The organism is Streptomyces sp. Wb2n-11, assembly GCF_001049855.1.
Lineage (GTDB): Bacteria > Actinomycetota > Actinomycetes > Streptomycetales > Streptomycetaceae > Streptomyces > Streptomyces altiplanensis.
The window spans coordinates 3,819,413-3,840,813 of the sequence record NZ_CVPB01000001.1 but is presented as its reverse complement, the minus strand read 5'-3'; the positions used below and the strand labels follow the sequence as shown (position 1 = coordinate 3,840,813).

Genomic DNA, 21,401 nt, shown 5'->3' with positions numbered 1-21,401 from the left:
CACCGCCCCAGCCAAAAGGGTGGACGCTCGAACAGTCGTCGCTCAGAGTTCACCGAGGTGACGGGGTTGGTTCACTTGGGGTGCCGGAAGCGGACGCGTAACGGACAGAACGTGGGAGCGTGGGGTTCAGAGGCTGACCTCAGAAGGACAAGAGAGGGACTTTCATGCGCGACGCGTACCACGAGGAACTTGACTCGATCGGCGAAGCCCTGGTCGAGATGGCCCGGCTCGTCGGGTCGGCGATCGGGCGGGCCACCACGGCCATGCTCGACGCGGACCTCAAGCTCGCCGAGAGCGTGATCGCCGCCGACCAGAAGGTCGACGACCTCCAGCACGACCTGGAGGCGCGCGCGATAGCCCTGCTGGCCCGTCAGCAGCCCGTCGCGACGGACCTGCGGATCGTCGTCACCTCGCTGCGGATGAGCGCCGACCTGGAGCGTTCGGGCGACCTCGCCCAGCACGTGGCGAAGCTCGCCCGGCTGCGCTTCCCGGCCTCGGCCGTGCCGCACGACCTGCACGCGACCATCCTGGAGATGGGCCAGCTCGCGCAGCGCCTGATGGCGAAGGCGGCGGAGGTCATCACCACGAAGGACGTCGACCTCGCGCTTCAGCTGGAGCACGACGACGACGAGATGGACCTGCTGCACCGCACGCTGTTCCAGCACCTGATGGACGACCGCTGGAAGCACGGCATCGAGACGGCGGTCGACGTCACGCTGCTGGGCCGTTACTACGAGCGTTTCGCCGACCACGCGGTCTCGGTGGCGAAGCGTGTGGTGTACCTGGTGACGGGTGAGCACGCGGACGAGATCCAGGCGGCCGCCACGCCCTCGCAGGGCGAGTAAGCCCGGGAATTGCGCGTGTGCGCCGTTGATGCGCCCGCCCCCGTGGGGATCCAATGGGCAGCAGCAGGAGTACGCCACGTGCCTCTTCGAGGAGGATCCCCATGGCCGATTCCCCCACACCCCGCTCCCCGCAGGACCCGCCGGCCGAGGCGGTCCGCCTGCCCGCGCTGCCCGTCCTCGGCGCCTGCGGCTGCGGCTCCGGCTGCGGCTGCGGCTGCCAGTCGGGCGCGCCGTGCCAGTGCGGCGGCTGCAGCGGTCAGTGAGGCCGGTGCTGCCGGTGCTGACAGTGCTGCCGGTGTTCGCGGAAGGGGCCCCGTCCGGTGAGGACGGGGCCCCTTCTGTACGGGCCTGCGCCCGGACCCGGACCTACACCCGGTCGTCCTCGTCGTAACGGCCGTACTGGCCGCTCTCGTCGCCCTCGTCGTCCTCGTCGTCCTCGAGGCCGAAGTTCTCCGGCACCTCCAGCATCGCCTCCCGGAACTCGGGCCGCGTCTCCTCCATGGCCGCTTCCCTGAAGAGCGCCGCGAGCCGGTGCCGGTCCTCGGTGGAGAGCCTGCCGAGGTTGTAGGCGACGTCTTCGAACCAGGTCGTGGTCAGGTCCGGATCGACCTCGTCCTCGTCCGTCATGTCGATGGTCGTGACCAACTGCGCCATGGCAGTGGCCAGTGTGGTCAGCAGGGTGTCGCTCATACTGTGCTCTCGCCTCTTCGCGTACTTCTCGGACCGCAGGAAACCTTTACGCCGCGTCACGCAGCACCGAGCCCCCTGCCGCGGAACATCCGCGGCAGGGGGCTCGATCCGTAGGTGTTACTTCTTCTTGCCCTGGTTCTTCACGGCTTCGATGGCGGCCTTCGCGGCCTCCGGGTCGAGGTACGTGCCGCCCTTGGTGACCGGGTGGAAGTCGGCGTCGAGCTCGTAGTAGAGCGGGATGCCGGTGGGGATGTTCAGTCCGGTGATGTCCTCGTCGGAGATGCCGTCGAGGTGCTTCACCAGGCCGCGCAGCGAGTTGCCGTGGGCGGCGACCAGGACCGTGCGGCCCGCGAGGAGGTCCGGGACGATGCCGTCGTACCAGTACGGCAGCATGCGCTCGACGACGTCCTTGAGGCACTCGGTGCGCGGGCGCAGCTCGCTGGGGATCGTCGCGTAGCGCGGGTCGTCGGACTGGGAGAACGCCGTGCCGTCCTCCAGGACCGGCGGCGGGGTGTCGTACGAGCGGCGCCACAGCATGAACTGCTCCTCGCCGAACTCGGCGAGGGTCTGCGCCTTGTCCTTGCCCTGGAGGGCGCCGTAGTGGCGCTCGTTCAGACGCCAGGAGCGGTGGACGGGGATCCAGTGGCGGTCCGCGGACTCCAGCGCCAGCTGGGCGGTGCGGATCGCACGCTTCTGGAGCGAGGTGTGCAGAACGTCGGGCAGCAGGCCGGCGTCCACGAGCAGCTCACCGCCGCGTACCGCCTCCTTCTCGCCCTTCTCGGTGAGGTTGACGTCCACCCATCCGGTGAACAGGTTCTTCGCGTTCCATTCGCTCTCGCCGTGGCGGAGGAGGATCAGCTTGTACGGTGCTTCGGCCATGCGCCGAGCCTAATCCACGCGCCACGATTGACGCCTGCCGTCAATTGACTGGCTCCCCTGAGCAGAGCACTTGTAAGTTGCGGATACCGCTGAGCCGCTTACATCCCTGGGGGGAAGCACGATGTCCACCGTGTCCGTGAACAGTATGAGACGGGCCGTGCGCGAGAGCGTCGCCGGGCTTCCCAAGGAGTTCTGGTGGCTGTGGACGAGCACCCTCGTCAACCGGCTCGGGGCCTTCGTCGCGACCTTCATGGCGCTGTACCTGACCCTGGACCGCGGCTACTCGGCTTCGTACGCCGGACTCGTGGCCTCGCTGCACGGGCTCGGCGGTGTCGTCTCCTCCCTCGGCGCGGGCGTGATGACCGACCGACTCGGCCGGCGCCCCACCCTGCTGGTCGCGCAGACGTCGACGGCCTTCTCGGTGGCGCTGCTCGGCTTCATGGAGCACCCGGTGGCGATCGCGGGCGTCGCCTTCCTCGTCGGCATGGCGAGCAACGCGTCGCGCCCGGCGGTGCAGGCGATGATGGCGGACATCGTGAAGCCCGAGGACCGGGTGCGCGCCTTCTCCTTGAACTACTGGGCGATCAATCTCGGGTTCGCGATCTCGTCGGCGGGGGCCGGGTTCATCGCCGAGTACAGCTATCTGGCGGGCTTCCTCGGCGAGGCCGCGATGACGCTGGTGTGCGCGGTGCTGATCTTCGTGAAGCTGCCCGAGTCCAGGCCGGTACGGGTGATGAACGCGGCGGGCAGGCCGGCCGAGCCGGACGCCGGGCTGGGGTCCGTGCTGCGTAACGGGCGTTTCATGGGCGTGGTCGGGCTGTCGTTCGTCATCGCGCTGATCTTCCAACAGGGGTACGTCGGCCTGCCGGTGGCGATGGGCACGGACGGCTTCACCAGCGCGGACTTCGGCATGGCGATCGCGGTCAACGGTGTGCTGATCGTGGCCCTGCAGATACCGGTGACCAGGTTCATCGAGCACCGGGATCCGCGCCGGCTGCTGATCGTCTCGTCGCTGCTCGCGGGGTACGGTTTCGGGCTCACCGCTTTCGCCGGGTCGATCACCGTCTACGCGCTGACCGTGTGCGTCTGGACGCTGGCGGAGATCGTGAACTCCCCGGTCCAGACGGGCCTGGTGGTGCGGTTGTCGCCGGTGCACGGGCGCGGCCGCTACCAGGGCGTCTACACGATGTCGTGGTCGGCGGCGGCGCTGGTCGCCCCGCTGATGTCCGGCTTCCTCATCGACCGGTACGGGGCGGAGTGGCTGTGGGGGGCCTGCGCGGTGCTGGGGACGGTGGCGGCGGCCGGGTACTGGCTGCTGATGCGGAACCTTCCGGCAGAGACGGAGGCGGTGGAAGCGGCGGTGGAAGCAGTGGTGGAAACGGTGGTGGTGGAAGCGGTGGTGGCTCCCTCCGCCGCCGGTGCGCGGAAGGCGGCGGTGGAGCCCGGGGCCGTCGCCTGAGGCCGGCGCCCGCCGTCAGCGCCCGGGGGCGAGGGCGCGCTGGGCGTCGTACGGATTGCGCGGCCGTACGGAGCCGGGAGCGCCGTACGCCGCCGGCCGCGAGTGCAGCGGTCCGGTGAAGCCGGGGACGCCGGGGGCGTCGCTCTGGCCGAAATCCCTGACCTCGCCGATGCCGACGGTCGCGCTGTACGGGGCGACGGTGTCGGTCCTCGTGAGTCCGGCGCGGACGTCGGCGGCCTTCACGTTCCCGTGGGGGAGGCGGGCGCCGTGGAGGGGGCCGGCGGAGGCGTCGCCGCCGCGACGGCCGTCGCGCTGGCGATCAGGCTCCGTCCGGTGAGGGCGCCCCGACCGGTGTCCGTGGGCCCGGCCTCCGTGTAAGTGAGCAGGCGTCAGGTCTGGGGCGCATCGTCGGCGAGCATGGCGGGAAGGCCGGAGGCGGGGAAAGGGGCGCGTCCGCTGTGTTCGCGTACGCGGAAGGGGTGCGGCGGGCAGGCCGCCGCACCCCTTCCGGTACCTGAGCTGCCGTCAGTTACCAGTGGAGGTACGTGGCCTGACGGCGCCGCACGGCGAGGAGGACTCCGTCGGGGTCAGTCGGACGCGGGCCGGGTCACGTGGGTGAACGCGTCCAGGTTCCTGGTCGACTCGCCGCGCGACACCCGCCACGCGTACTCCCTGCGGATCGCACTCGCGAAACCCAGCTCCAGCAGGGTGTTGAAGCCGCCGTCGGCCGCTTCCAGGACGCTCCCCAGCAGGCGGTCCAGCTCGTCGGGGGTCACCGCGGAGAGCGGGAGCTTCCCGGCCAGGTAGATGTCGCCGAGGCCGTCGATCGCGTAACTCACCCCGTACAGGCGCAGGTTGCGCTCCAGCAGCCAGCGGTGCACCGCCGCGTCGTTCTCGTCGGGGTGCCGGATCACGAAGGCGTTGATCGAGAGGGAGTGCCTGCCGACGATCAGGGAGCAGGTGGTGGACAGCTTGCGGGTGCCGGGGAGCGTGACCACGTACGAGCCGGGCTCGGGGCTCTCCCACTTCAGGTCCGCGTCCTTCAGCGTCCGTTCGAGCGTCTCGGCGGCGGTCTGCCGTGCGTCAGCCATGGTGCGAGCGTACGCGACGGCGGTGCTCGTGCATCGCGGCCGTGTACACGTCGGCCGTGGCGGACGCGGCGGTGTCCCAGCCGAAGGACTGCGCGTGGCGGGCCGCCGCCGCGCCCATCCGGTCCACCAGGCCGGGCTCGTCGATGAAGCGGCGCAGCGCGCGGGCGTACCCGGCCGGATCGTGGCCCTCGACGAGGATGCCGGTCTGCCCGTCCCGTACGGCGACGGGCAGACCGCCCACCGCCGCCGCCACGACCGGCGTGCCGGACGCCTCGGCCTCTATCGCGACCAGGCCGAAGGATTCGCTGTACGACGGCATGACGAGGACCGATGCCGCCCTGAACCAGTCCGCGAGGCGGTCCTGGCCGACGGGCGGGCGGAAGCGCACGACGTCGGCGATGCCGAGGCGGGCGGCGAGCTTCTGGAGGCCCTCGGGCTTGGCGAGGCCGCTGCCGCTGGGACCGCCGACGACCGGCACGACGAGTTTCGAGCGCAGCGACGGGTCCTCGTCGAGGAGCACCGCGACCGCGCGCAGCAGGACGTCCGGGGCCTTGAGCGGCTGGATGCGGCCGGCGAAGAGCGCGACGACCGCGTCCTGGGGCAGGTCCAGGCGGTCGCGGGCCGCTGCCCGGCCGTCGGCCGGACGGAAGCGCTCCAGGTTCACGCCGGGGTGTACGACGGCGACCTTGCCGGGGTCGGCCTCGTAGAAGCGGACCAGTTCGTCGGCCTCCTCCGCGGTGTTCGCGACGAGGCGGTCCGCGGCGCGCACGATCTGCGTCTCGCCGATGACGCGCGCGGCCGGCTCGGGTGTGTCGCCCTCCGCGAGCGCGGCGTTCTTGACCTTGGCCATGGTGTGCATGGCGTGTACGAGGGGGACGCCCCAGCGCTCGGCGGCGAGCCAGCCGACGTGTCCCGAGAGCCAGTAGTGGGAGTGGACGAGGTCGTAGTAACCGGGGCGCTGACCGGCCCAGGCCTGCATCACGCCGTGCGTGAAGGCGCAGAGCTGCGCGGGCAGCTCCTCCTTGGCGAGGCCCTCGTAGGGTCCCGCGTCGACGTGGCGGACCAGTACGCCGGGCGCGAGCTCGACGCTCGGAGGCAGGCCGCCCGTGGTCGCCCGGGTGAAGATCTCGACCTCGATGTTGATCGCGGCCAGGCGCTTGGCGAGCTCGACGATGTAGACGTTCATGCCGCCCGCGTCGCCCGTTCCCGGCTGGTGCAGCGGGGAGGTGTGGACGCTGAGCATGGCGATGCGGCGCGGCTTGCGGTGGTGGGCGCCGGGCAGCCTCAGGCGGGGCGGCGTCGCCAGTGTGCCGGCGAGTCGGGAGACGTACTGGCTCACGTCGAAGGTCCTCCTCGCTCGGGCATAACAGGGAGAGGGGTGGGACCCTCCGTTGAGCGCAAACAGCGGAATACCCCCCTCCAATTTCCGCTTTGCCAAATCATTACCCAATCCGCCTCAACCTCTACGGGTCCGGGCGGGCGTCTACCCTCGCTTCATGGCCTCCCGTACTCCCCCCTCGCGCCCTGTCGGTGCCGTGACCCGCGGGACGACCAACCCGAACCGCCTGCGCCGCATGGACCGCTGGATCACCGCCGTGCACGGCCCCGAGCTGCGCCGCAGCCACGATCCCGTCGCGGTCGACCTCGGGTACGGGGCCGCGCCCTGGACCGCCGTCGAGCTGCTCGGCCGGCTGCGCACCGCCGCGCCCGCCGCCGAGGTCGTGGGCATCGAGATCGAGCCGGCCCGGGTCGCCGCCGCGAAGCCGTACGAGCGCGACGGCCTCGCCTTCCGGCACGGCGGCTTCGAGGTGCCGCTGCCCAGTGGCCGCCGCCCCGCCCTCATCCGGGCGGCGAACGTGCTGCGCCAGTACGACGAGGAGCAGGTCGCCGCCGTCTGGGCGCGGTTGTGCGGGCGGCTGGCACCCGGCGGGCTGCTGGTCGAGGGGACGTGCGACGAGATCGGGCGGCGGCACGTGTGGGTCGCACTCGGGGCCGGGGGGCCGCGGACGGTCACCTTCGCGACCCGGCTCGGGTCGCTGGACCGGCCGTCGGACCTCGCGGAGCGGCTGCCGAAGGCGCTCATCCACCGCAATGTGCCGGGCGAGCCGGTCCACGCCTTCCTGCGGGACTTCGACCGGGCGTGGGCGGCGGCCGCTCCGTACGCCTCGCTCGGCGCCCGGCAGCGCTGGATCAAGGCCGTGCGCGACCTCTCGGCCGACTGGCCGCTGGCGGACGGGGAGCGCCGGTGGCGGCAGGGCGAAGTCACGGTGAACTGGGCCGCTCTCCAGCCCCGCACCGCCTGAAACCGGTACGGATCTTCTCGGACGAGTGACCGCCAGGGGGGAACACGGCCCTCTGCCCGTTCGTCAGAAACCTGTGGGCGGGGACCTCTGTCGTTTTGACGGACGGCATGGCAGCATCACGGCATTGAAATCTAAGTTACTGACGGTAAATCACATGTGGATGTGTGATCTGGGATCTGGGATCCGGGGGGAGCTCGTGAACCGACGTCGCAGCGCCGCGAGCGCGATCGTGCTGGTCTGCGCCTTGGCCGTGTCGGCCGTGCCTGGGCAGGCGTACGCGGATCCCAGGCCGCCGAGGAGCGAGCAGCGCCTCCAGGAGGTGCGCGGCGAGATCGACGCCCTCTACCGCAGGGCCGGGGCCGCCACGGACGCGTACAACCTCGCCGAGGAGCGCGCCGAGAAGCAGTCGTCCGAGGTCGCGGAACTGGCCGAGGAGATCACCGAGGGCGAGAAGCGCATCGAGGAGCTGAAGAAGCGGGTGGGGGCCGAGGCCAGCGCCCGGTACCGCAGCGGCGGCCTGCCGCCCGAGGCGCACCTGATGCTCAGCGACGACCCTCGGCACTTCCTGGACGGGGCGAGCCGGATCCTGCAGGGCCAGCAGGCGGCCAAGGCGCTCATCGCCGAACTGTCGCGGACCCAGGCCGACTTGGAGGCGTACACCCAGGACGCGACCTCCCAGTTGAAGAAACTGGAGTCCCACCGCGAGAAGAAGGAAGCGGCGAAGAAGGAGATCAAGAAGCAGATCGCCGCCGCCGAGAAGCTGGAAGCCACGCTGGAGAAGGAGGAGCGGGAACGGCTCCTCAGGATGGAGCAGGAGGCGCAACGCGAAGCGCAGACCGCCTGGCTGGACTCCGGCGCCCTCCGGGCCACCGGCGGCAGGGCGACGCGGGACGGCGAGACGGCCGTCGCGTACGCGACGGCGCAGATCGGCAAGCCGTACGTCTGGGGCGCCGAGGGGCCCGGCTCCTTCGACTGCTCGGGGCTGACGTCGCAGGCGTGGCGCGCGGGGGCCGGGTCATACCGCGCACGTCGCAGGAGCAGTGGAGGCAGCTGCCGCGCGTCGACGTGAAGGACATGCGGCCCGGTGACCTGATCGTCTACTTCGACGACGCCAGCCACATCGGGATGTACCTGGGCGACGGGTCGATGGTGCACGCGCCGCGTCCCGGGCGGGACGTGACGGTCGCCGGGGCCGGTTCGATGCCGATCCTGGGCGTCGTGCGCCCGGACAAGTAGCGGCGGCCGAACGGACGGGGCGCGGGTGCGGCGGGGCGTGATGTTCGTCATGGCCCCGCACCCCGCCGACCCCGCCGGATGCGTTGCGGGAGGCGGCATATGACGCCGGCGGCCCGCCGCACGGCATTCCATTGCGGTGCCGGGTGACGCTATGGTCCCCGTCTGGCGGAACGTCGATCGGCGTGCCGCCGCGCCCTCGGGGGGAGGGAAGGAAACCGAGACCGATGCCCGTACCCGTACCGCGGCAGCGTGAGAACCCGGCCGTCGAGCACGGTCAGCCCGTCCTGCCGCGGCAGCAGCAGGACGGCAGCAGCACGGAGAGCGCAGCAGCCGTCGCAGTCCGGGCAGCCGCAGACCGCGCCGCCCCGGCGGCTCCGGCGGCCCCCGCCGTCCCCGTCCCGTCCGCGCAGGGCAGCGACCTCACCCTGCTGGTGATCGAGGGCGACCCGGCGGGGACGTTCACCGTCCCGTCGCTGCTCGACGCCGCCGGCACCCGTGTCCGTATCCGCACCGCCCGCAACCTCACCGAGGCCGAGCGGCTGCTCACGGACGACGTGCACTGCATCCTGCTCGACCTGGCCCTGCCGGGGCCCTCCGGCGGGGACGGGGACGAGCTGGCGACGCTGCGGCACGTGCTGCGCCTCGCGCCCCGGCACGCCGTTCTGGCGCTGACGGCCGAGGCCGACGCCGAGCGGGCCGCCGAGGCGGTACGCGTCGGCGCCCAGGACTACCTCTTCCGCGACGAACTCGACGGCCGCCAGCTCAGCCGCGCCATCCGGTACGCCGTGGAGCGCAAGCGCGCCGACACCGCGCAGCACAAGCTGGCCGAGTCACGGCTGCGCGCCCAGGAGAACGCCCGCCTGGAGCGCGGCCTGCTGCCCACCCCGCTGCTGGAGGGCTCGAACCTGCGTTTCGCCTCCCGCTACCGGCCGGGGCGCTCGCGCGCCCTGCTCGGCGGGGACTTCTACGACACGGTCCGCACCTCCGACGGCACGGTCCACGCGATGATCGGCGACGTCTGTGGCCACGGCCCGGACGAGGCCGCCCTCGGCGTGGAGCTGCGCATCGCCTGGCGGGCCCTGACCTTCGCGGGACTGTGCGGCGACGAGCTGCTCTCCACGCTCCAGCAGGTCCTGGAGCACGAGCGGGAGAGCGAGGAGATCTTCGCGACGCTCTGCACGGTCGACATCGCGCCGGACGGACGGCGGGCCGGCCTGTGCCTGGCCGGTCACCCGTCCCCGCTGATAGCCCGCCACGGCCGGGCCGCGCAGCTCCTCCCGTACGAGGACGGGGGCCCCGCGCTCGGCCTGCTGCCGCGCGCCCGCTGGTCGCGCCGCCAGGTCGAACTGGGCGGCTCCTGGAGCCTGATGATGTACACGGACGGCCTGATCGAGGGCCGCGTCGGCCCGCCGGGCTCGAAGCGGCGGCTCGGACAGGACGGGATGGTCGAGATGATCAACCGCCAGCTCGCGGCCGGGCTCGGCGGCGAGGACCTCCTGGAGGCCGCGGTCACCGAGGCACGGGACCTCAACGGCGGCGAACTGACCGACGACGTGGCCCTGTTGCTCCTCGACCGCGGCTGAGCGGCGCCCGTCCCGGGCGGCGGGCCGGCCCGGGACGGTTCCGGTCGTGACCGGCGCCCTAACGCCCGCCGTTGTACGGCCCGTACGGACCGTCACTGCTGCTGCCGTCCCTGCGGCCGCCACCGCCGCCGCCCGAGACCTGCCTGACCGCGGGCCGTACGTCGACCATGAAGACGATGGTCGCGACCAGGCCGGCGATCTGCAGGAACAGCATCGGGACGAACAGGTTCACGGCGACCGTGACGCCCAGCAGGACCAGCCAGAAGACCTTGGTCTGCTTGTCGGCGGCGCGGTACGCGTCCTCGCGGGCCGTCGCGGCGAAGAACAGCGCCACCACGGCGAGGACGAGCATGGCGAGGTTGATCAACCACAACAGAGTGCCGAATGCCGAAAGCAACATGCTGTACACCGCCTAGAGAGTGGATGAGCGCCTCGCGGCCAAGGTACCCGGACAACGAGCCGGACACCCACAAAGGTGCCCGGATCGCACTCGTATCGCCCGCCTGCCCTGTCCGGCCCGCTTGCCTTACTTGCCTTACTCGCCTTACTTGTCGGCGGCCGGCGTGGCCTTCTTCACCGGCGCCTTGCGCACGGGGGCCTTCTTCGCCGGGGCGGCCTTGGCCTCGGCGGCCTTCGGCTCGTCCGCGTCCGCCTTCTTCCCGGTCTCCGGGTCGGGCTCCACGGCGATGGCGATCTCGTTGATCTCCTCGGCCGCCTCGCCGCGCCAGGTCTTCACGCTCTGCTCGCCGTGCTCGGCGACCTTCTCGTACGTCTCGCGCGCCTTGACCACGTACTCGGCGGCCACTCCCACGCTCCGCAGCGCCAGGTCCTGCGCCTGCTCGCCCAGCTTCTTCAGGTCGGTGTCGAGTGCGCCGAGCACCTCGGTGACCTTCGCCTGGACGGTGGCCTGGGCCTCCTTGGCCTGGGTGGACACCCGGTCCTGGACGGCCTTCGGGTCGGTGTTGCGCACGGCGTCGATGCGCGCCGGAGCCTCGGCACGCAGCTGCTCGATCAGCGCGGGCACCTTCTTCGCCTGCTGTACGGCGAGGTCCGCGGTGCCGGCCGCGAAGTAGAGGGGAGTCGGGTCGGTGAGGGTCTTGCGCAGGTCATCGGTGATGGCCATGACTGTGGTCCTCCCGGATCTCAGTTCACTGTGAGGGTGGTGTGCCTGCATCGCTGTCGCCGGCAGGGGCGTCCGTCACGGCGTCCGCTTCGGCGTCCGTCGCGTTCTCTTTGCGGAACGACTCGTAAATCTGCAGCAGAACCTGCTTCTGCCGCTCGTTGATCGACGGGTCGGCGAGTATGACGGCGCGCGTCTCCAGCTCCTCGCGCTCCCGCTCGTCGAGGATGCCGGCCTGCACGTACAGCGTCTCGGCGGAGATCCGCAGCGCCTTCGCGAGCTGCTGGAGGATCTCCGCGCTCGGCTTGCGCAGCCCGCGCTCGATCTGGCTGAGGTACGGATTGGACACCCCGGCGGCGTCGGCGAGCTGCCGCAGCGACAGCTGCGCGTTGCGCCGCTGCTCGCGCAGGTACTCACCGAGATTGCCGACGTTGAGCGATGCCATGTCCCGATAGTGCGCCATGGTTGCTAACTTTTGCAAGCGAGCGCTTGCAAAAGTGTTACGTGTCGGCGTGACCGAGCACGGACGCACGCGGGCACCGCGCTGCGGGCGCGGGCGTCCCCGTACTCGCCGGACCTGTGGCAGGCACGGGCGGCCGTACGGGCCACCCGGCCCCGGAGCGCGCGGTCCGGCGTACGCCCGCCGTTCCCGCGCCGGGCGTGGCTCCTCGTCCCGTGGCGGGACGCGACCGCACTGCCGCGCGCGCCGGGCGGCTGGTGTGGGCGGTGGCGCGGGCGGCCGCGGCCGTCGCGCTGCCGTGGCGGGTGCGGGGGCCGCTGGTGGCCCGCGGCTGTCTGGCCGCCGTGGCCGGTCCGGTGCGCGGGGCGGAGCCGGACGTTGTGGGACTGCTGTGGCCGCCGGCCGTCGGGGCGGGGACGACCTGGTGGGCGGGTGTGACCGCGCGCAGGACCGTGCGGGGGCGGTGAGACCGCCGGGCTCCGCCCGTCCGCCGGGTTCGGCTCGTCGGCAGCCGTGAGCGCGTTGCCGTACCGGCTGGAACCGGATGCCGGGCAACGGTCCGCGCACCCGAGGGCCGCGACGCGCTGCACCGGCACCTGCCGCTCCCGGACGAGGTGCTGCGCACGACCGGCTGACGGGGGCGGAGGAAGGGTGCCGGCGCGCGGGCCTACTCGCCGGTACGGCCGTCGGCCAGTTCCCGCAGGATGTCGAGGTGGCCGTTGTGGCGGGCGGTCTCCTGGATCAGGTGCAGCAGGATCCAGCGCAGATTGGGGTGCTTGCCGTTGCGCCCGGCGCGCTTCGCCTCGGTGTCCAGGTCGTGCTCGGCGACCAGCTTCCGGTAGCGGGCGCACTGGGCCTCGTACGCCGAGAGGAGATCGGCCAGGGGGACGTCGAGCGCGATGCGCATCTCCCGGTCCGGGTCCTCGTCCGTCCACGGCCCCTCGTCCTCCTCACCGAGGAACGCCACCTGGAACCAGTAGTACTCCACCCAGTGGAGGTGGCTGATGAGCCCGCACAGGGTCATCAGCGGGGAGCCGGGCAGTGGCGCCCCGCGGGCGTCCTCCGGCGAGACGCCGTCGCACTTGGCGCGCGCGGTGTCGCGGACGTAGTCGAGGAAGGTGGCGAGCGTGGCGCGCTCGTCGGGCGTGGGAGGTTCGTCGGTTCGTGTCATCGGGGTGAATGTTCTTCGCCCGTACACCCGCTGTCGAGTGATTTTGTGCGGCCTGCGGCTCCAGGGGCGAATCTGGAGGATGCCCGGCAGTACGACGGGACAGCAGCGACACGGCGAGAAGGAGCGGCACACGTGACACACGGAAACGGCGGCGACGACAGCGGTGCGGTGAAGCTCAGCCCCAGCGGCTGGGTGGCCGAACAGGCCGAGCTGTACGAGGAGTCCGGCGGCACCAGGGGCACCACGATGCAGGGCGCGCCGTGCCTGCTGCTGGACTACGTCGGGCGGCGCAGCGGCATCACACGGCGCACCGTGCTGATCTACGGACGCGACGGCGACGACCATCTGATCGTGGCGTCGAAGGGCGGCTCCGACAAGCACCCGCTGTGGTACCGGAACATCCAGGAGAATCCCGATGTGCGACTCCGGGTCGGTACCGAGCGGTTCCCGGCCCGCGCCGAGACGCTCTCCCCGAGGAGAAGGCCCGGGTGTGGCCGCACCTGGTGGACGTCTTCGCGCCGTACGAGAGCTACCAGAAGAAGACCAGCCGCGACATTCCGGTGGTGCGGCTCCGGCGTACGGACGTGTGAGGCGGGACGTGCGAGGCGATGGGCCACCCGGCGTACGGGCGACCCCGCGTCCGGCGTACGGGCGGCCCCCGCGTCCCGGCCGGCCCTCTGCCGCGCCGGCCCCCCAGCCGCGCCGGCCGCTTCGGAGCGCACCTGCCGCGCCCGTGACGGCCGGGACCGCCGCCGTCCCCGCACCGGGGGCCGCCGGGGAACTTCCGGGCCCGTACGGGCGCCGCCCGGCCGCCGGGGTGATCCACGGTGGCAGGCAGGCGTTCAGGCCCGCATCTCCGCCGGAAGCGGAAGCCGGTGGAGCACGTCGAGGCGGCTGACCGCCCGCGTCAGCACCACATAGAGCCGGTGGAGGCCCCGCTCCTCGCCTCCGGCGATCTCGGCCGGTTCGACGGCGACGACGTGGTCGTACTCGAGGCCCTTGGCGAGCGTGGCGGGCAGCACGGACACCCGGGGCGTCTCCCCCAGCCCCGCCGCCTCCAGCGCCTCCCTGAGCTCCGCCACCCGCCCCGCGTCCGCGATGACGCCCACCGATCCCTCCCGGGCCCGCGCCGCCCGTACCGCGTCGACCGTCGCCGCCACCACGTCCGGCACCTGGCGCACCGACAGTTCCCCGTCCGCGCGCAGTGACCGCCCTGGCGGTACGTCGACGTCCAGCGCTCCCAGCAGCCGGTTCGCCAGCTCCACGATCGCGGCCGGGACACGGAAGCCGGTGGTCAGCGGGACGACGGCGGCCGTGGGCCTGCCGAGGTGGGCGAGGAGTTCGGGCCAGGTGCGGGCGGCCCAGGGCGTCGTGCCCTGCGCGAGGTCGCCCAGCACCGTGACCGACCCGAAGCCGACCCGGCGCGCGATCACCCGGCACTGCATCGGGGACAGGTCCTGTGCCTCGTCGATGACGACGTGGCCGTAGCTTCCGGGGCGCTCGACGAGTCCGGCGACCTCGTCGATCAGCACCAGGTCGGCGGCCGACCACCTGGCGCTCCTCCACGAGCGCGGCGGCTTCGTCCAGCGGACCGCCCGCCGCTCCTCCGGGGTGAGGAGCGGATCGGACGGGTCGGTGAGCACGGCGGCGACGATCTCCTCCGGCCGGACCTTCGGCCACACCGAGTCGACGAACGCCCCGACCGCCCGGGACCGCCCCGTCCGCCGCAGCCACGCGTTGTCCGGCGGCCCGGCCCGCCGTTCGGCCTGGAGCTGGAGCGCCCGGACGACGCGCGTGCGGACGCGCTCGCGGCCAACGGCGTACGGGGGCGCCTCGGCCCGTACCTCCGCGACGATCCGCTCCAGCTCGTCCAGTGGAATCCGCCAGCGGTACGAACCGTCCGGCACGACGACGGTCTCGGCGGGCGCCGACACCCGCCCGTACAGCGCCCGGTGGAGCACGGCCGCCATCCGGGCGTCGTGCTTGACGGCGGCCGCCGCGGGGGTGTCCCGGGCGCGCACGGGGTGGCGGCCGGTCTCGTCCTCGACCGTCGACTGCCTGATGCCGCTTTCGCCCAGGGCGGGCAGCACCTCGGAGACGTAGGAGAGGAAGGTCCGGTTGGGGCCGAGGACCAGCAGTCCGCCGCGCTTGAGGCGCTGCGGGTACGTGTAGAGGAGGTAGGCCGCGCGGTGCAGGCCGACGGCGGTCTTGCCGGTGCCCGGGGCGCCCTGCACACAGACGGATTCGGTGAGCCCGGAGCGTACGAGGTCGTCCTGCTCGGGCTGGATGGTGGCGGCGATGTCGCGCATCGGGCCGACGCGGGGGCGCTCGATCTCGCCGGTGAGGATGCCGCTCCCCGGTACGCCGCCGGCTTCCTCCCCCGCCGCGAGCCGCTCGTCCTCCAGCCCGGTCAGGTCCTCGGACGCCCCCTTGCTCCACGGCGCCCAGCCGAACCGACGGCGCACCGCCACGCCCTGCGGGTCGCGTGCGCTCGCCTGGTAGAAGGCGCGGGAGACGGGGGCGCGCCAGTCGATGACCAGCGGCGGGTCCGCGGGGTGCTCTGCGATGCGGCGGCGGCCGATGTGGTGGCTCCGGCCGTCGGCCAGGTCCAGCCGCCCGAAGAAGAGCGGGCCCTCGGGCTCCTGCCTCAACTCCTTCGCGTACGAGCGCAGATGGAAGCCGAGGGCTTCGGCGTCGGCACCGGAGGCGGAGACGTCCTCGCCGGTGACGACCTGCTCGTCGGCGCCTTCGGTCATCCGGGCGAGGGCCGCGCGGCAGAGGTCGTGGAAGGTCCGTTCCTGGCTGAGGGCATGGTCGGGTGACGTCATCCGCCCAAGATAACGTAACCGAGTAACTAATTTTACCGAGACTCAGAATCCTGTTTTCCGCAGCCCGCTTCCCGCAGCCCGTCCCTCAGCTGCCCGAACGCCAGATCCGCCGCCGCCACCGCCCCCGCGGACACCTCCCGCGCGCTCTCCCCCGCGTCGATCCGGCGCCAGTTCTCCTCGGCGAGGATCCGCTGCACGGCGACGATCTGTCCGGCCGCGAGCCGCGAGGCCAGGAGGTCCGGCCCGCCGAGCGCGGCGGCGAGCGCCTCCTCGGAACGCTTCACGTACGCGTGCAGCCGGGCCACCAGGCTCGGCGTCCCGTACAGCAGCCGGTGGAAGGCGAGCACGTCCGCGTCATCGCAGAGACCGGTCACCGGATCGCGCCGGCCGAGTCCGTCCAGGAAGTGCCGGTGCAGGGCGTCCAGCGGCAAGAGCCCGTCCGCGCGCCCGGCGGCCACCACCCGGGCCGCCTCGTCCTCGTGGTCGGCGAACCGGTGCAGCGCGAGGTCCTCCTTGGCGGGGAAGTACCGGAACAGCGTCGGCTTGGAGATCTCGGCCGCGGCCGCCACCTCGGCCACGGAGACCTTGTCGAAGCCCTTCTCCAGGAACAGGGCGATCGCGGCATCGGAGATCACCCGGTACGTCCGCTGCTTCTTGCGCTCGCGCAAACCACTCATGACGACGAAGCGTACGCGCTTGACCTCAACAGAACTTGAGGTCCCAGACTCGTGGAACGGGCAGCCGCACAGGCAGTCGCACAGGTACCGGCGGAGTGGGAGTGAACGTCATGCGCGCAATCCAGGTGGCGGAGTTCGGCGGCCCGGAGGTACTGGTGGCGACCGAGCTGCCGGACCCGGTGGCCGGGCCCGGACAAGTGGTCGTCGAAGTCGCCGTGACCGACACCATCTACGTCGAGACGCAGATCCGCGGCGGCTGGGGCCCGCAGTTCGGCATCGAGCCGCCGTACGTGCCGGGCGGAGCGGCCGCCGGCACGGTACTGGCCGTGGGCGACGGCGTGGACCCCGCGTGGACCGGCCGCCGGGTCGTGGCGGGGCCGGGCGCCCTCGGGACGTACGCGGAACAGGTCGCCGTCCCGCTCGACCGGCTGATCCCGGTCCCGGACGGCCTCGGCCTGCGCGAGGCCGCCGCACTCGCGCACGACGGCGTCACCGGCACCGGCATCGCCGAGGCGGCCGGCATCCGGCCCGGCGAGCGGGTGCTGATCCTGGGCGCGTCGGGCGGTATGGGGACGCTGCTGGTGCAGATGGCCCGTGCGGCCGGGGCCCGTGTCGTCGGGGCGGCGCGCGGCGAGCGGAAGCTGGGACTCGTACGGGAACTGGGCGCCGACGCGGTGGTGGACTACTCCGAGGAGGGCTGGACCGACCGGGCTCGCGAGGCGCTCGGCGGCGCGGGGGCGGACGTACTGCTGGACGGCGTGGGCGGTGAGCTGGGCCTGGCGGGCTTCGCGCTGACGGCCGACGGCGGCCGCGTCTCGACGCACGGCGCGTCCAGCGGCGGCTTCGCGGCCGTCGACGCGGGCGAGGCGGAGCGCCGGGGGATCACGCTGCGCGGGATCAGCGAGGTCCAGTACGGGGCGGCCGACATCACGCGGTTGTCGGCGCAGGCCCTGGCACGGGCGGCGGCGGGCCGCCTGCGCCCGGTGATCGCGGCCACGTTCCCGCTGGCCCGGGCCGCGGAGGCGCACGCGGCGATCGAGGCGCGGGCGGTGGCGGGCAAGGCGCTGCTCACGAGCCTGAGCGGGTGAGGCGCAGGAAATTCCGGTAGGACCGATCCTGCCGGTGGCCGCCCGCTCCGCGGGGGTTCCGAGCCGGCGCGGGGCGTCGAGCGGCCGATCGCGCAGAGGGCCCACCCGGCTCCGCAGAACCCCGTAGAGAAGTTCGAGTGACACGGGGTGCCGGTCTTCCTGCCGGGTCCGCCCCGGGGCGGACCCGGCCCGGCTCGTCTGATCACGACCCCGCACACGCCCCGGCCGGGCGGGGCGGGGCGGGCCCGGTCGTACCGCCGCGCAGGGGACCGGCCCGGCGGCAGACCGCGAGGCGGGGGCAGACCCCACCCCTTGCGACCTCGCATGGCACCACGTGGCGCCGGGTGGCACCACGTAGTGCCACCCGGCGCCATTTCGTGTCCCCGAAAAGCACATGCGCACGCATGGCACCACAATGCCCCAGGCCGACCTCTGCACGTTTTCGCAGCTCAGGGCACATCTCTCCGAGCTCACGTCAAGCTCGCCCCCATAAGGCGCCAGCCACTCTTGCGTGAGGTGCCATTGTGATGCCACTATGGCGCCATGGACCTCACCCCGTATGTCGACACCCTCCGCCGCGAACTCGCGGTGGCCGCCGAAGCCGGCGGTGACGAAGCCCGCGAGCTGGCCGAGCGGCTCACCGCTCCCCTGGAGTCGGCGACCCGGCTGACCATGCTCAACGTGCTCTCCGCCGCGATGGACGAGATCACCCGCGAACTCGCCCCCGGCTCGGTCGACGTACGGCTGCGAGGAATCGACCCCGACTTCGTGGTGACGCGGCCGCCCGGCGACGGCGGCGCCCCCGCGGAGCCCGCCGCGCCCGCCGAACCGCTCAGGGCCCCGGCCCCGGCCGACGGCGACGAGGGCGGCACCGCCCGCGTCAATCTGCGCCTGCCGGCCCACCTCAAGGCGCGCGCCGAGGAGGCCGCGAACCGCGAGGGCCTGTCGGTCAACGCGTGGCTGGTGCGGGCCGTGTCGGCCGCGGTCGACGGCGGCGCCCGGCCGCGCACGACGGAGAAGACCCAGACCTTCGGACAGAGCTTCACCGGCTGGGTGCGCTAGCCGCGCCCGCGCCCGCACCACTTCACCCCACCACGTCCCACCAGCGGGGACGCCCTGAAGACCCAAGAGGACGGGACAGCCATGCCTTCTTTCGACACTCCCGAACCGATTTCGGTGTCCGCCTTCCTGTACGCCGGTTCCATCCGGTTCATCGCGGGCGACCGCCTCGACACCGCCGTCGAGGTGCGGCCCCGCGCCCCGAAGAAGGACCTGGACGTACGGGCCGCCGAGCAGACCGAGGTCACCTGCGCGAGCGGGGTGCTGACCGTCACCACGCCCAAGGCCAATCTGCTCGGGCGCGGCGGCTCCGTCGACGTGACGGTGGAACTGCCCACGGGCTCGGACATCGACCTGACCGGCACCGGGGCCAATGTGCTCGGCGAGGGCCGACTCGGCGAGGTCCGCGTGAAGACCTCCGCCGGCGACGTCCGCCTCGACACCACCGGCCCGCTGACGCTGAACGCGTCGCACGGCACGATCACGGTGGACCGGGTCGAGGGCATGGCCGAGATCACCACCAGCACCGGCAACGTGCGCGTCGGCACCGTCGACGGCCCCGCCGCCCTGAAGAACTCGCACGGCTCCACGACCGTCGGCACCGTCACCGGCGATCTGCGGGTGGGCGGCGCCCACGGCGGCATCGACATCACGCGCGCCGGGGGGTCGGTCACCGGCACCTCGACCCACGGCCACCTCCGTATCGCCGAAGTCGCCCGTGGCACCGTCCAGTTGGAGACCTCCCACGGCTCCATCGAGGTCGGCGTCCACGAGGGCACCGCCGCCTGGCTCGACGTCAGCTCCAACCGCGGGCAGGTACGCAACGCCCTCACCGCGTCCGAAGCCCCGGAGCAGGCCGAGGGCACCGTCAGGGTCCGTGCACGGACCAACTGGGGCAACATCGACGTCCTCCGCGCCAAGGCCTGATCCCAGAAGTGAGGCCCGGTCCCAGAAGCACCGCCCCGCCTCACCTCACCCCGCCCACTCCCCCAGCCACCTCACCCTTCGAACGGGAGGGCTCCATGCCTTCGTCTGTCATGTCCACGTCCATGCGGGGCGACGGCCCGCAGCCGCCCGCCGCCGTCTCCACCGTCGGTCTGCGCAAGTCGTACGGCGTCAAGACCGTGCTCGACGGCATCGACCTGCACATCCCGGCCGGATCCGTGTTCGCGCTGCTCGGGCCGAACGGCGCCGGCAAGACCACCGCCGTCAAGATCCTCTCCACGCTCGTCACCGCCGACGGCGGGCAGGCCCGGGTCGCGGGCCACGACGTCACCACGTCACCGGACGGGGTGCGTGCCGCCATCGGCGTCACCGGGCAGTTCTCCGCCGTCGACGGCCTGATCACCGGCGAGGAGAACATGCTCCTCATGGCGGACCTGCACCACCTGTCCAAGCGCGAGGGACGGCGGGTCACCGCCGAGCTGCTGGAGCGCTTCGACCTGGTGGGCGCCGCCAAGAAGCCCGCCCAGAGCTACTCCGGCGGCATGAAGCGCCGCCTCGACATCGCCATGACCCTGGTCGGCTCCCCGCGGATCATCTTCCTCGACGAGCCCACCACCGGCCTCGACCCCCGCTCCCGTCACAACATGTGGCAGATCATCCGCGAACTGGTCACGGACGGCGTCACCGTCTTCCTCACCACCCAGTACCTGGAGGAGGCCGACGAACTCGCCGACCGCATCGCGGTGCTCAACGACGGCAGGATCGCCGCCGAAGGCACCGCCGACGAACTCAAGCGGCTCGTCCCCGGCGGCCACGTACGGCTGCGCTTCACCGACCCGGCCATCTACCGGTCCGCCGCCTCCGCCCTGCGCGAGGCCACCCGGGACGACGAGGCGCTGTCGCTGCAGATCCCCAGCGGCGGCAGCCAGCGCGAACTGCGCGCCCTCCTCGACTGGCTGGACTCGGCCGGCATCGAGGCCGACGAACTCACCGTGCACACCCCCGACCTCGACGACGTCTTCTTCGCCCTGACCAGCCGTACCGGCCAGCCCTCCGAGGAGACAGTCCGATGAGCTCCCTCTCCCTCGCCGTGCGCGACTCGTCCACGATGCTGCGCCGCAACCTCCTGCACGCCCGGCGCTACCCGTCCATGACGCTCAACCTGCTGCTCACGCCGGTCATACTCCTGCTGCTCTTCGTCTACGTCTTCGGCGACGTGATGAGTGCCGGCATCGGGGGCGGTGGGGCGGACCGGTCCGAGTACATCGCCTATCTCGTGCCGGGCCTGCTGCTGATGACCATCGGCTCCACCACGATCGGCACCGCGGTGTCCGTCGCCATGGACATGACCGAGGGCATCATCGCCCGCTTCCGCACCATGGCCATCCACCGCGGCTCGGTGCTCATCGGGCACGTCGTCGGCAGCGTGGTGCAGTCGGTCGTGAGCGTGGTCCTCGTCGGCGCCGTCGGTGTGGCCATCGGCTTCCGGTCCACCGACGCCACCGCCCTGGAGTGGGTCGCGGCGTTCGGGCTGCTCGTGCTCTTCACTCTGGCACTCACCTGGCTCGCGGTCGGCATGGGCCTGACCAGCCCCAACGCCGAGGCGGCCAGCAACAACGCGATGCCGCTGATCTTCCTCCCGCTCATCTCCAGCGCCTTCGTCCCGGTCGACGCGATGCCGGGCTGGTTCCAGCCGATCGCCGAGTACCAGCCGTTCACCCCGGCCATCGAGACCCTGCGCGGACTGCTGCTCGGCACTGGGATCGGCCACAACGGGTGGCTCGCGCTCGGCTGGTGCCTGGCTCTCGCCGCGTTCGGCTACTTCTGGTCGAAGGCGGCCTTCAACCGCGACCCGAAGTAACCGGGACGACCGCGCGGGCCGCCTCCCGCAGCCCGCCCCGCCCAAGGGCGGCGTACCCCGACATCCCCGTCGGCGTACGCCGCCCCGTCCGCGTTCCCGGCCGCCG

General features: G+C 72.4%; 22 protein-coding genes and 2 pseudogenes. 13 read left to right on the top strand and 11 right to left on the bottom strand.

What is annotated here, in order from left to right:
• Window positions 1-164 precede the first annotated feature (164 nt).
• Complete coding sequence (gene phoU, locus BN1555_RS17560; protein ID WP_093800266.1) at window positions 165-845, top strand: phosphate signaling complex protein PhoU; 681 nt, start codon at window positions 165-167, stop codon at window positions 843-845.
• Window positions 846-946: 101 nt separating this feature from the next.
• Window positions 947-1,108 (top strand): hypothetical protein, encoded by a 162-nt coding sequence (locus BN1555_RS39005; protein ID WP_176710059.1) that lies wholly within the window; start codon window positions 947-949, stop codon window positions 1,106-1,108.
• A gap of 103 nt (window positions 1,109-1,211) precedes the next feature.
• On the opposite strand, the gene BN1555_RS17555 is transcribed toward BN1555_RS39005, so the two are convergent.
• Entirely contained in the window at window positions 1,212-1,535 is a 324-nt protein-coding gene (locus BN1555_RS17555; RefSeq protein ID WP_093800265.1) for a hypothetical protein, read from the bottom strand.
• A gap of 117 nt (window positions 1,536-1,652) precedes the next feature.
• The gene (locus BN1555_RS17550; protein WP_093800264.1) at window positions 1,653-2,414 is read right to left on the bottom strand and encodes a phosphoglyceromutase; all 762 of its coding nucleotides are present in this window, start codon (window positions 2,412-2,414) and stop codon (window positions 1,653-1,655) included.
• 130 nt (window positions 2,415-2,544) lie between these two features.
• Between BN1555_RS17550 and BN1555_RS17545 the strand changes: the two genes are divergently transcribed.
• Complete coding sequence (locus BN1555_RS17545; RefSeq protein WP_093803462.1) at window positions 2,545-3,873, top strand: MDR family MFS transporter; 1,329 nt, start codon at window positions 2,545-2,547, stop codon at window positions 3,871-3,873.
• Between the two features lie 15 nt (window positions 3,874-3,888).
• Here the strand turns inward: BN1555_RS17545 and BN1555_RS17540 are convergent, their stop codons facing one another.
• From BN1555_RS17540 to mshA, 3 genes are all read right to left on the bottom strand, one after another.
• Window positions 3,889-4,116: a hypothetical protein gene (locus tag BN1555_RS17540; protein ID WP_093800263.1), complete on the bottom strand. Its 228-nt coding sequence runs from the start codon at window positions 4,114-4,116 to the stop codon at window positions 3,889-3,891.
• A 344-nt stretch (window positions 4,117-4,460) separates the two neighbouring features.
• Window positions 4,461-4,964 (bottom strand): type III secretion system chaperone family protein, encoded by a 504-nt coding sequence (locus BN1555_RS17535; RefSeq protein ID WP_093800262.1) that lies wholly within the window; start codon window positions 4,962-4,964, stop codon window positions 4,461-4,463.
• Window positions 4,957-6,303, bottom strand: a complete 1,347-nt coding sequence (gene mshA / locus BN1555_RS17530) for a D-inositol-3-phosphate glycosyltransferase (protein ID WP_093800261.1) — start codon at window positions 6,301-6,303, stop codon at window positions 4,957-4,959. Before mshA ends, BN1555_RS17535 begins: the two co-directional genes overlap by 8 nt.
• A gap of 157 nt (window positions 6,304-6,460) precedes the next feature.
• On the opposite strand from mshA, the gene BN1555_RS17525 reads away from it, so the two are divergent.
• From BN1555_RS17525 to BN1555_RS17515, 3 genes and pseudogenes are all read left to right on the top strand, one after another.
• Window positions 6,461-7,267, top strand: coding sequence for a class I SAM-dependent methyltransferase (locus tag BN1555_RS17525; protein WP_093800260.1), 807 nt, complete (start codon window positions 6,461-6,463; stop codon window positions 7,265-7,267).
• A gap of 160 nt (window positions 7,268-7,427) precedes the next feature.
• A pseudogene (locus tag BN1555_RS17520) lies at window positions 7,428-8,503 on the top strand (NlpC/P60 family protein).
• 224 nt (window positions 8,504-8,727) lie between these two features.
• Window positions 8,728-10,086 (top strand): PP2C family protein-serine/threonine phosphatase, encoded by a 1,359-nt coding sequence (locus BN1555_RS17515; RefSeq protein WP_093800259.1) that lies wholly within the window; start codon window positions 8,728-8,730, stop codon window positions 10,084-10,086.
• Between the two features lie 58 nt (window positions 10,087-10,144).
• Here the strand turns inward: BN1555_RS17515 and BN1555_RS17510 are convergent, their stop codons facing one another.
• From BN1555_RS17510 to BN1555_RS17500, 3 genes are all read right to left on the bottom strand, one after another.
• Window positions 10,145-10,486: a DUF2516 family protein gene (locus BN1555_RS17510; RefSeq protein WP_093800258.1), complete on the bottom strand. Its 342-nt coding sequence runs from the start codon at window positions 10,484-10,486 to the stop codon at window positions 10,145-10,147.
• A gap of 144 nt (window positions 10,487-10,630) precedes the next feature.
• On the bottom strand, window positions 10,631-11,209 hold the full coding sequence (locus BN1555_RS17505; protein ID WP_093800257.1) for a hypothetical protein: 579 nt from the start codon (window positions 11,207-11,209) through the stop codon (window positions 10,631-10,633).
• Window positions 11,210-11,234: 25 nt separating this feature from the next.
• Complete coding sequence (locus BN1555_RS17500) at window positions 11,235-11,651, bottom strand: helix-turn-helix domain-containing protein (protein WP_176710058.1); 417 nt, start codon at window positions 11,649-11,651, stop codon at window positions 11,235-11,237.
• A 134-nt stretch (window positions 11,652-11,785) separates the two neighbouring features.
• Between BN1555_RS17500 and BN1555_RS38505 the strand changes: the two genes are divergently transcribed.
• Window positions 11,786-12,133: a hypothetical protein gene (locus BN1555_RS38505; protein WP_141662862.1), complete on the top strand. Its 348-nt coding sequence runs from the start codon at window positions 11,786-11,788 to the stop codon at window positions 12,131-12,133.
• Window positions 12,134-12,333: 200 nt separating this feature from the next.
• Here BN1555_RS38505 and BN1555_RS17490 read toward each other — a convergent pair whose 3' ends face one another.
• Window positions 12,334-12,837: a DinB family protein gene (locus tag BN1555_RS17490; RefSeq protein WP_093800255.1), complete on the bottom strand. Its 504-nt coding sequence runs from the start codon at window positions 12,835-12,837 to the stop codon at window positions 12,334-12,336.
• Window positions 12,838-12,969: 132 nt separating this feature from the next.
• Between BN1555_RS17490 and BN1555_RS17485 the strand changes: the two are divergent.
• Window positions 12,970-13,427, top strand: a pseudogene (locus BN1555_RS17485) (nitroreductase family deazaflavin-dependent oxidoreductase).
• A 252-nt stretch (window positions 13,428-13,679) separates the two neighbouring features.
• Here BN1555_RS17485 and BN1555_RS17480 read toward each other — a convergent pair.
• Together BN1555_RS17480 and BN1555_RS17475 are read right to left on the bottom strand one after the other, a co-directional pair.
• Window positions 13,680-15,665 carry a HelD family protein gene (locus tag BN1555_RS17480; RefSeq protein WP_093800254.1) on the bottom strand — a complete coding sequence of 662 codons (1,986 nt, stop codon included), beginning with the start codon at window positions 15,663-15,665 and terminating at the stop codon, window positions 13,680-13,682.
• Window positions 15,666-15,697: 32 nt separating this feature from the next.
• Window positions 15,698-16,342, bottom strand: a complete 645-nt coding sequence (locus tag BN1555_RS17475; RefSeq protein ID WP_093800253.1) for a TetR/AcrR family transcriptional regulator — start codon at window positions 16,340-16,342, stop codon at window positions 15,698-15,700.
• 110 nt (window positions 16,343-16,452) lie between these two features.
• Between BN1555_RS17475 and BN1555_RS17470 the strand changes: the two genes are divergently transcribed.
• From BN1555_RS17470 to BN1555_RS17450, 5 genes are all read left to right on the top strand, one after another.
• Window positions 16,453-17,430 carry a zinc-binding dehydrogenase gene (locus BN1555_RS17470; RefSeq protein WP_093803460.1) on the top strand — a complete coding sequence of 326 codons (978 nt, stop codon included), beginning with the start codon at window positions 16,453-16,455 and terminating at the stop codon, window positions 17,428-17,430.
• Between the two features lie 543 nt (window positions 17,431-17,973).
• A complete protein-coding gene (locus BN1555_RS17465; protein ID WP_093800252.1) occupies window positions 17,974-18,492 on the top strand; it encodes a toxin-antitoxin system HicB family antitoxin in 519 nt (172 codons plus the stop codon).
• Between the two features lie 81 nt (window positions 18,493-18,573).
• Entirely contained in the window at window positions 18,574-19,416 is an 843-nt protein-coding gene (locus tag BN1555_RS17460; RefSeq protein ID WP_093800251.1) for a DUF4097 family beta strand repeat-containing protein, read from the top strand.
• Between the two features lie 95 nt (window positions 19,417-19,511).
• Window positions 19,512-20,507 carry an ATP-binding cassette domain-containing protein gene (locus tag BN1555_RS17455; protein WP_176710057.1) on the top strand — a complete coding sequence of 332 codons (996 nt, stop codon included), beginning with the start codon at window positions 19,512-19,514 and terminating at the stop codon, window positions 20,505-20,507.
• A complete protein-coding gene (locus BN1555_RS17450; protein WP_093800249.1) occupies window positions 20,504-21,295 on the top strand; it encodes an ABC transporter permease in 792 nt (263 codons plus the stop codon). Before BN1555_RS17455 ends, BN1555_RS17450 begins: the two co-directional genes overlap by 4 nt.
• The last annotated feature ends 106 nt before the right edge of the window (window positions 21,296-21,401 follow it).

What these genes read in the sequence shown, in the direction of transcription:
- BN1555_RS17480 (WP_093800254.1), bottom strand. Translation starts at nt 15,665, where the DNA reads ATGACGTCACCCGACCATGCCCTCAGCCAGGAACGGACCTTCCACGAC.
- BN1555_RS17535 (WP_093800262.1), bottom strand. Translation starts at nt 4,964, where the DNA reads ATGGCTGACGCACGGCAGACCGCCGCCGAGACGCTCGAACGGACGCTG.
- BN1555_RS17510 (WP_093800258.1), bottom strand. Translation starts at nt 10,486, where the DNA reads ATGTTGCTTTCGGCATTCGGCACTCTGTTGTGGTTGATCAACCTCGCC.
- BN1555_RS17490 (WP_093800255.1), bottom strand. Translation starts at nt 12,837, where the DNA reads ATGACACGAACCGACGAACCTCCCACGCCCGACGAGCGCGCCACGCTC.
- BN1555_RS17500 (WP_176710058.1), bottom strand. Translation starts at nt 11,651, where the DNA reads ATGGCATCGCTCAACGTCGGCAATCTCGGTGAGTACCTGCGCGAGCAG.
- BN1555_RS17525 (WP_093800260.1), top strand. Translation starts at nt 6,461, where the DNA reads ATGGCCTCCCGTACTCCCCCCTCGCGCCCTGTCGGTGCCGTGACCCGC.
- BN1555_RS17460 (WP_093800251.1), top strand. Translation starts at nt 18,574, where the DNA reads ATGCCTTCTTTCGACACTCCCGAACCGATTTCGGTGTCCGCCTTCCTG.
- BN1555_RS17515 (WP_093800259.1), top strand. Translation starts at nt 8,728, where the DNA reads ATGCCCGTACCCGTACCGCGGCAGCGTGAGAACCCGGCCGTCGAGCAC.
- BN1555_RS17465 (WP_093800252.1), top strand. Translation starts at nt 17,974, where the DNA reads ATGGACCTCACCCCGTATGTCGACACCCTCCGCCGCGAACTCGCGGTG.
- phoU (WP_093800266.1), top strand. Translation starts at nt 165, where the DNA reads ATGCGCGACGCGTACCACGAGGAACTTGACTCGATCGGCGAAGCCCTG.
- BN1555_RS39005 (WP_176710059.1), top strand. Translation starts at nt 947, where the DNA reads ATGGCCGATTCCCCCACACCCCGCTCCCCGCAGGACCCGCCGGCCGAG.
- BN1555_RS17455 (WP_176710057.1), top strand. Translation starts at nt 19,512, where the DNA reads ATGCCTTCGTCTGTCATGTCCACGTCCATGCGGGGCGACGGCCCGCAG.
- BN1555_RS17470 (WP_093803460.1), top strand. Translation starts at nt 16,453, where the DNA reads ATGCGCGCAATCCAGGTGGCGGAGTTCGGCGGCCCGGAGGTACTGGTG.
- BN1555_RS17505 (WP_093800257.1), bottom strand. Translation starts at nt 11,209, where the DNA reads ATGGCCATCACCGATGACCTGCGCAAGACCCTCACCGACCCGACTCCC.
- BN1555_RS17555 (WP_093800265.1), bottom strand. Translation starts at nt 1,535, where the DNA reads ATGAGCGACACCCTGCTGACCACACTGGCCACTGCCATGGCGCAGTTG.
- BN1555_RS17550 (WP_093800264.1), bottom strand. Translation starts at nt 2,414, where the DNA reads ATGGCCGAAGCACCGTACAAGCTGATCCTCCTCCGCCACGGCGAGAGC.
- BN1555_RS17450 (WP_093800249.1), top strand. Translation starts at nt 20,504, where the DNA reads ATGAGCTCCCTCTCCCTCGCCGTGCGCGACTCGTCCACGATGCTGCGC.
- BN1555_RS17475 (WP_093800253.1), bottom strand. Translation starts at nt 16,342, where the DNA reads ATGAGTGGTTTGCGCGAGCGCAAGAAGCAGCGGACGTACCGGGTGATC.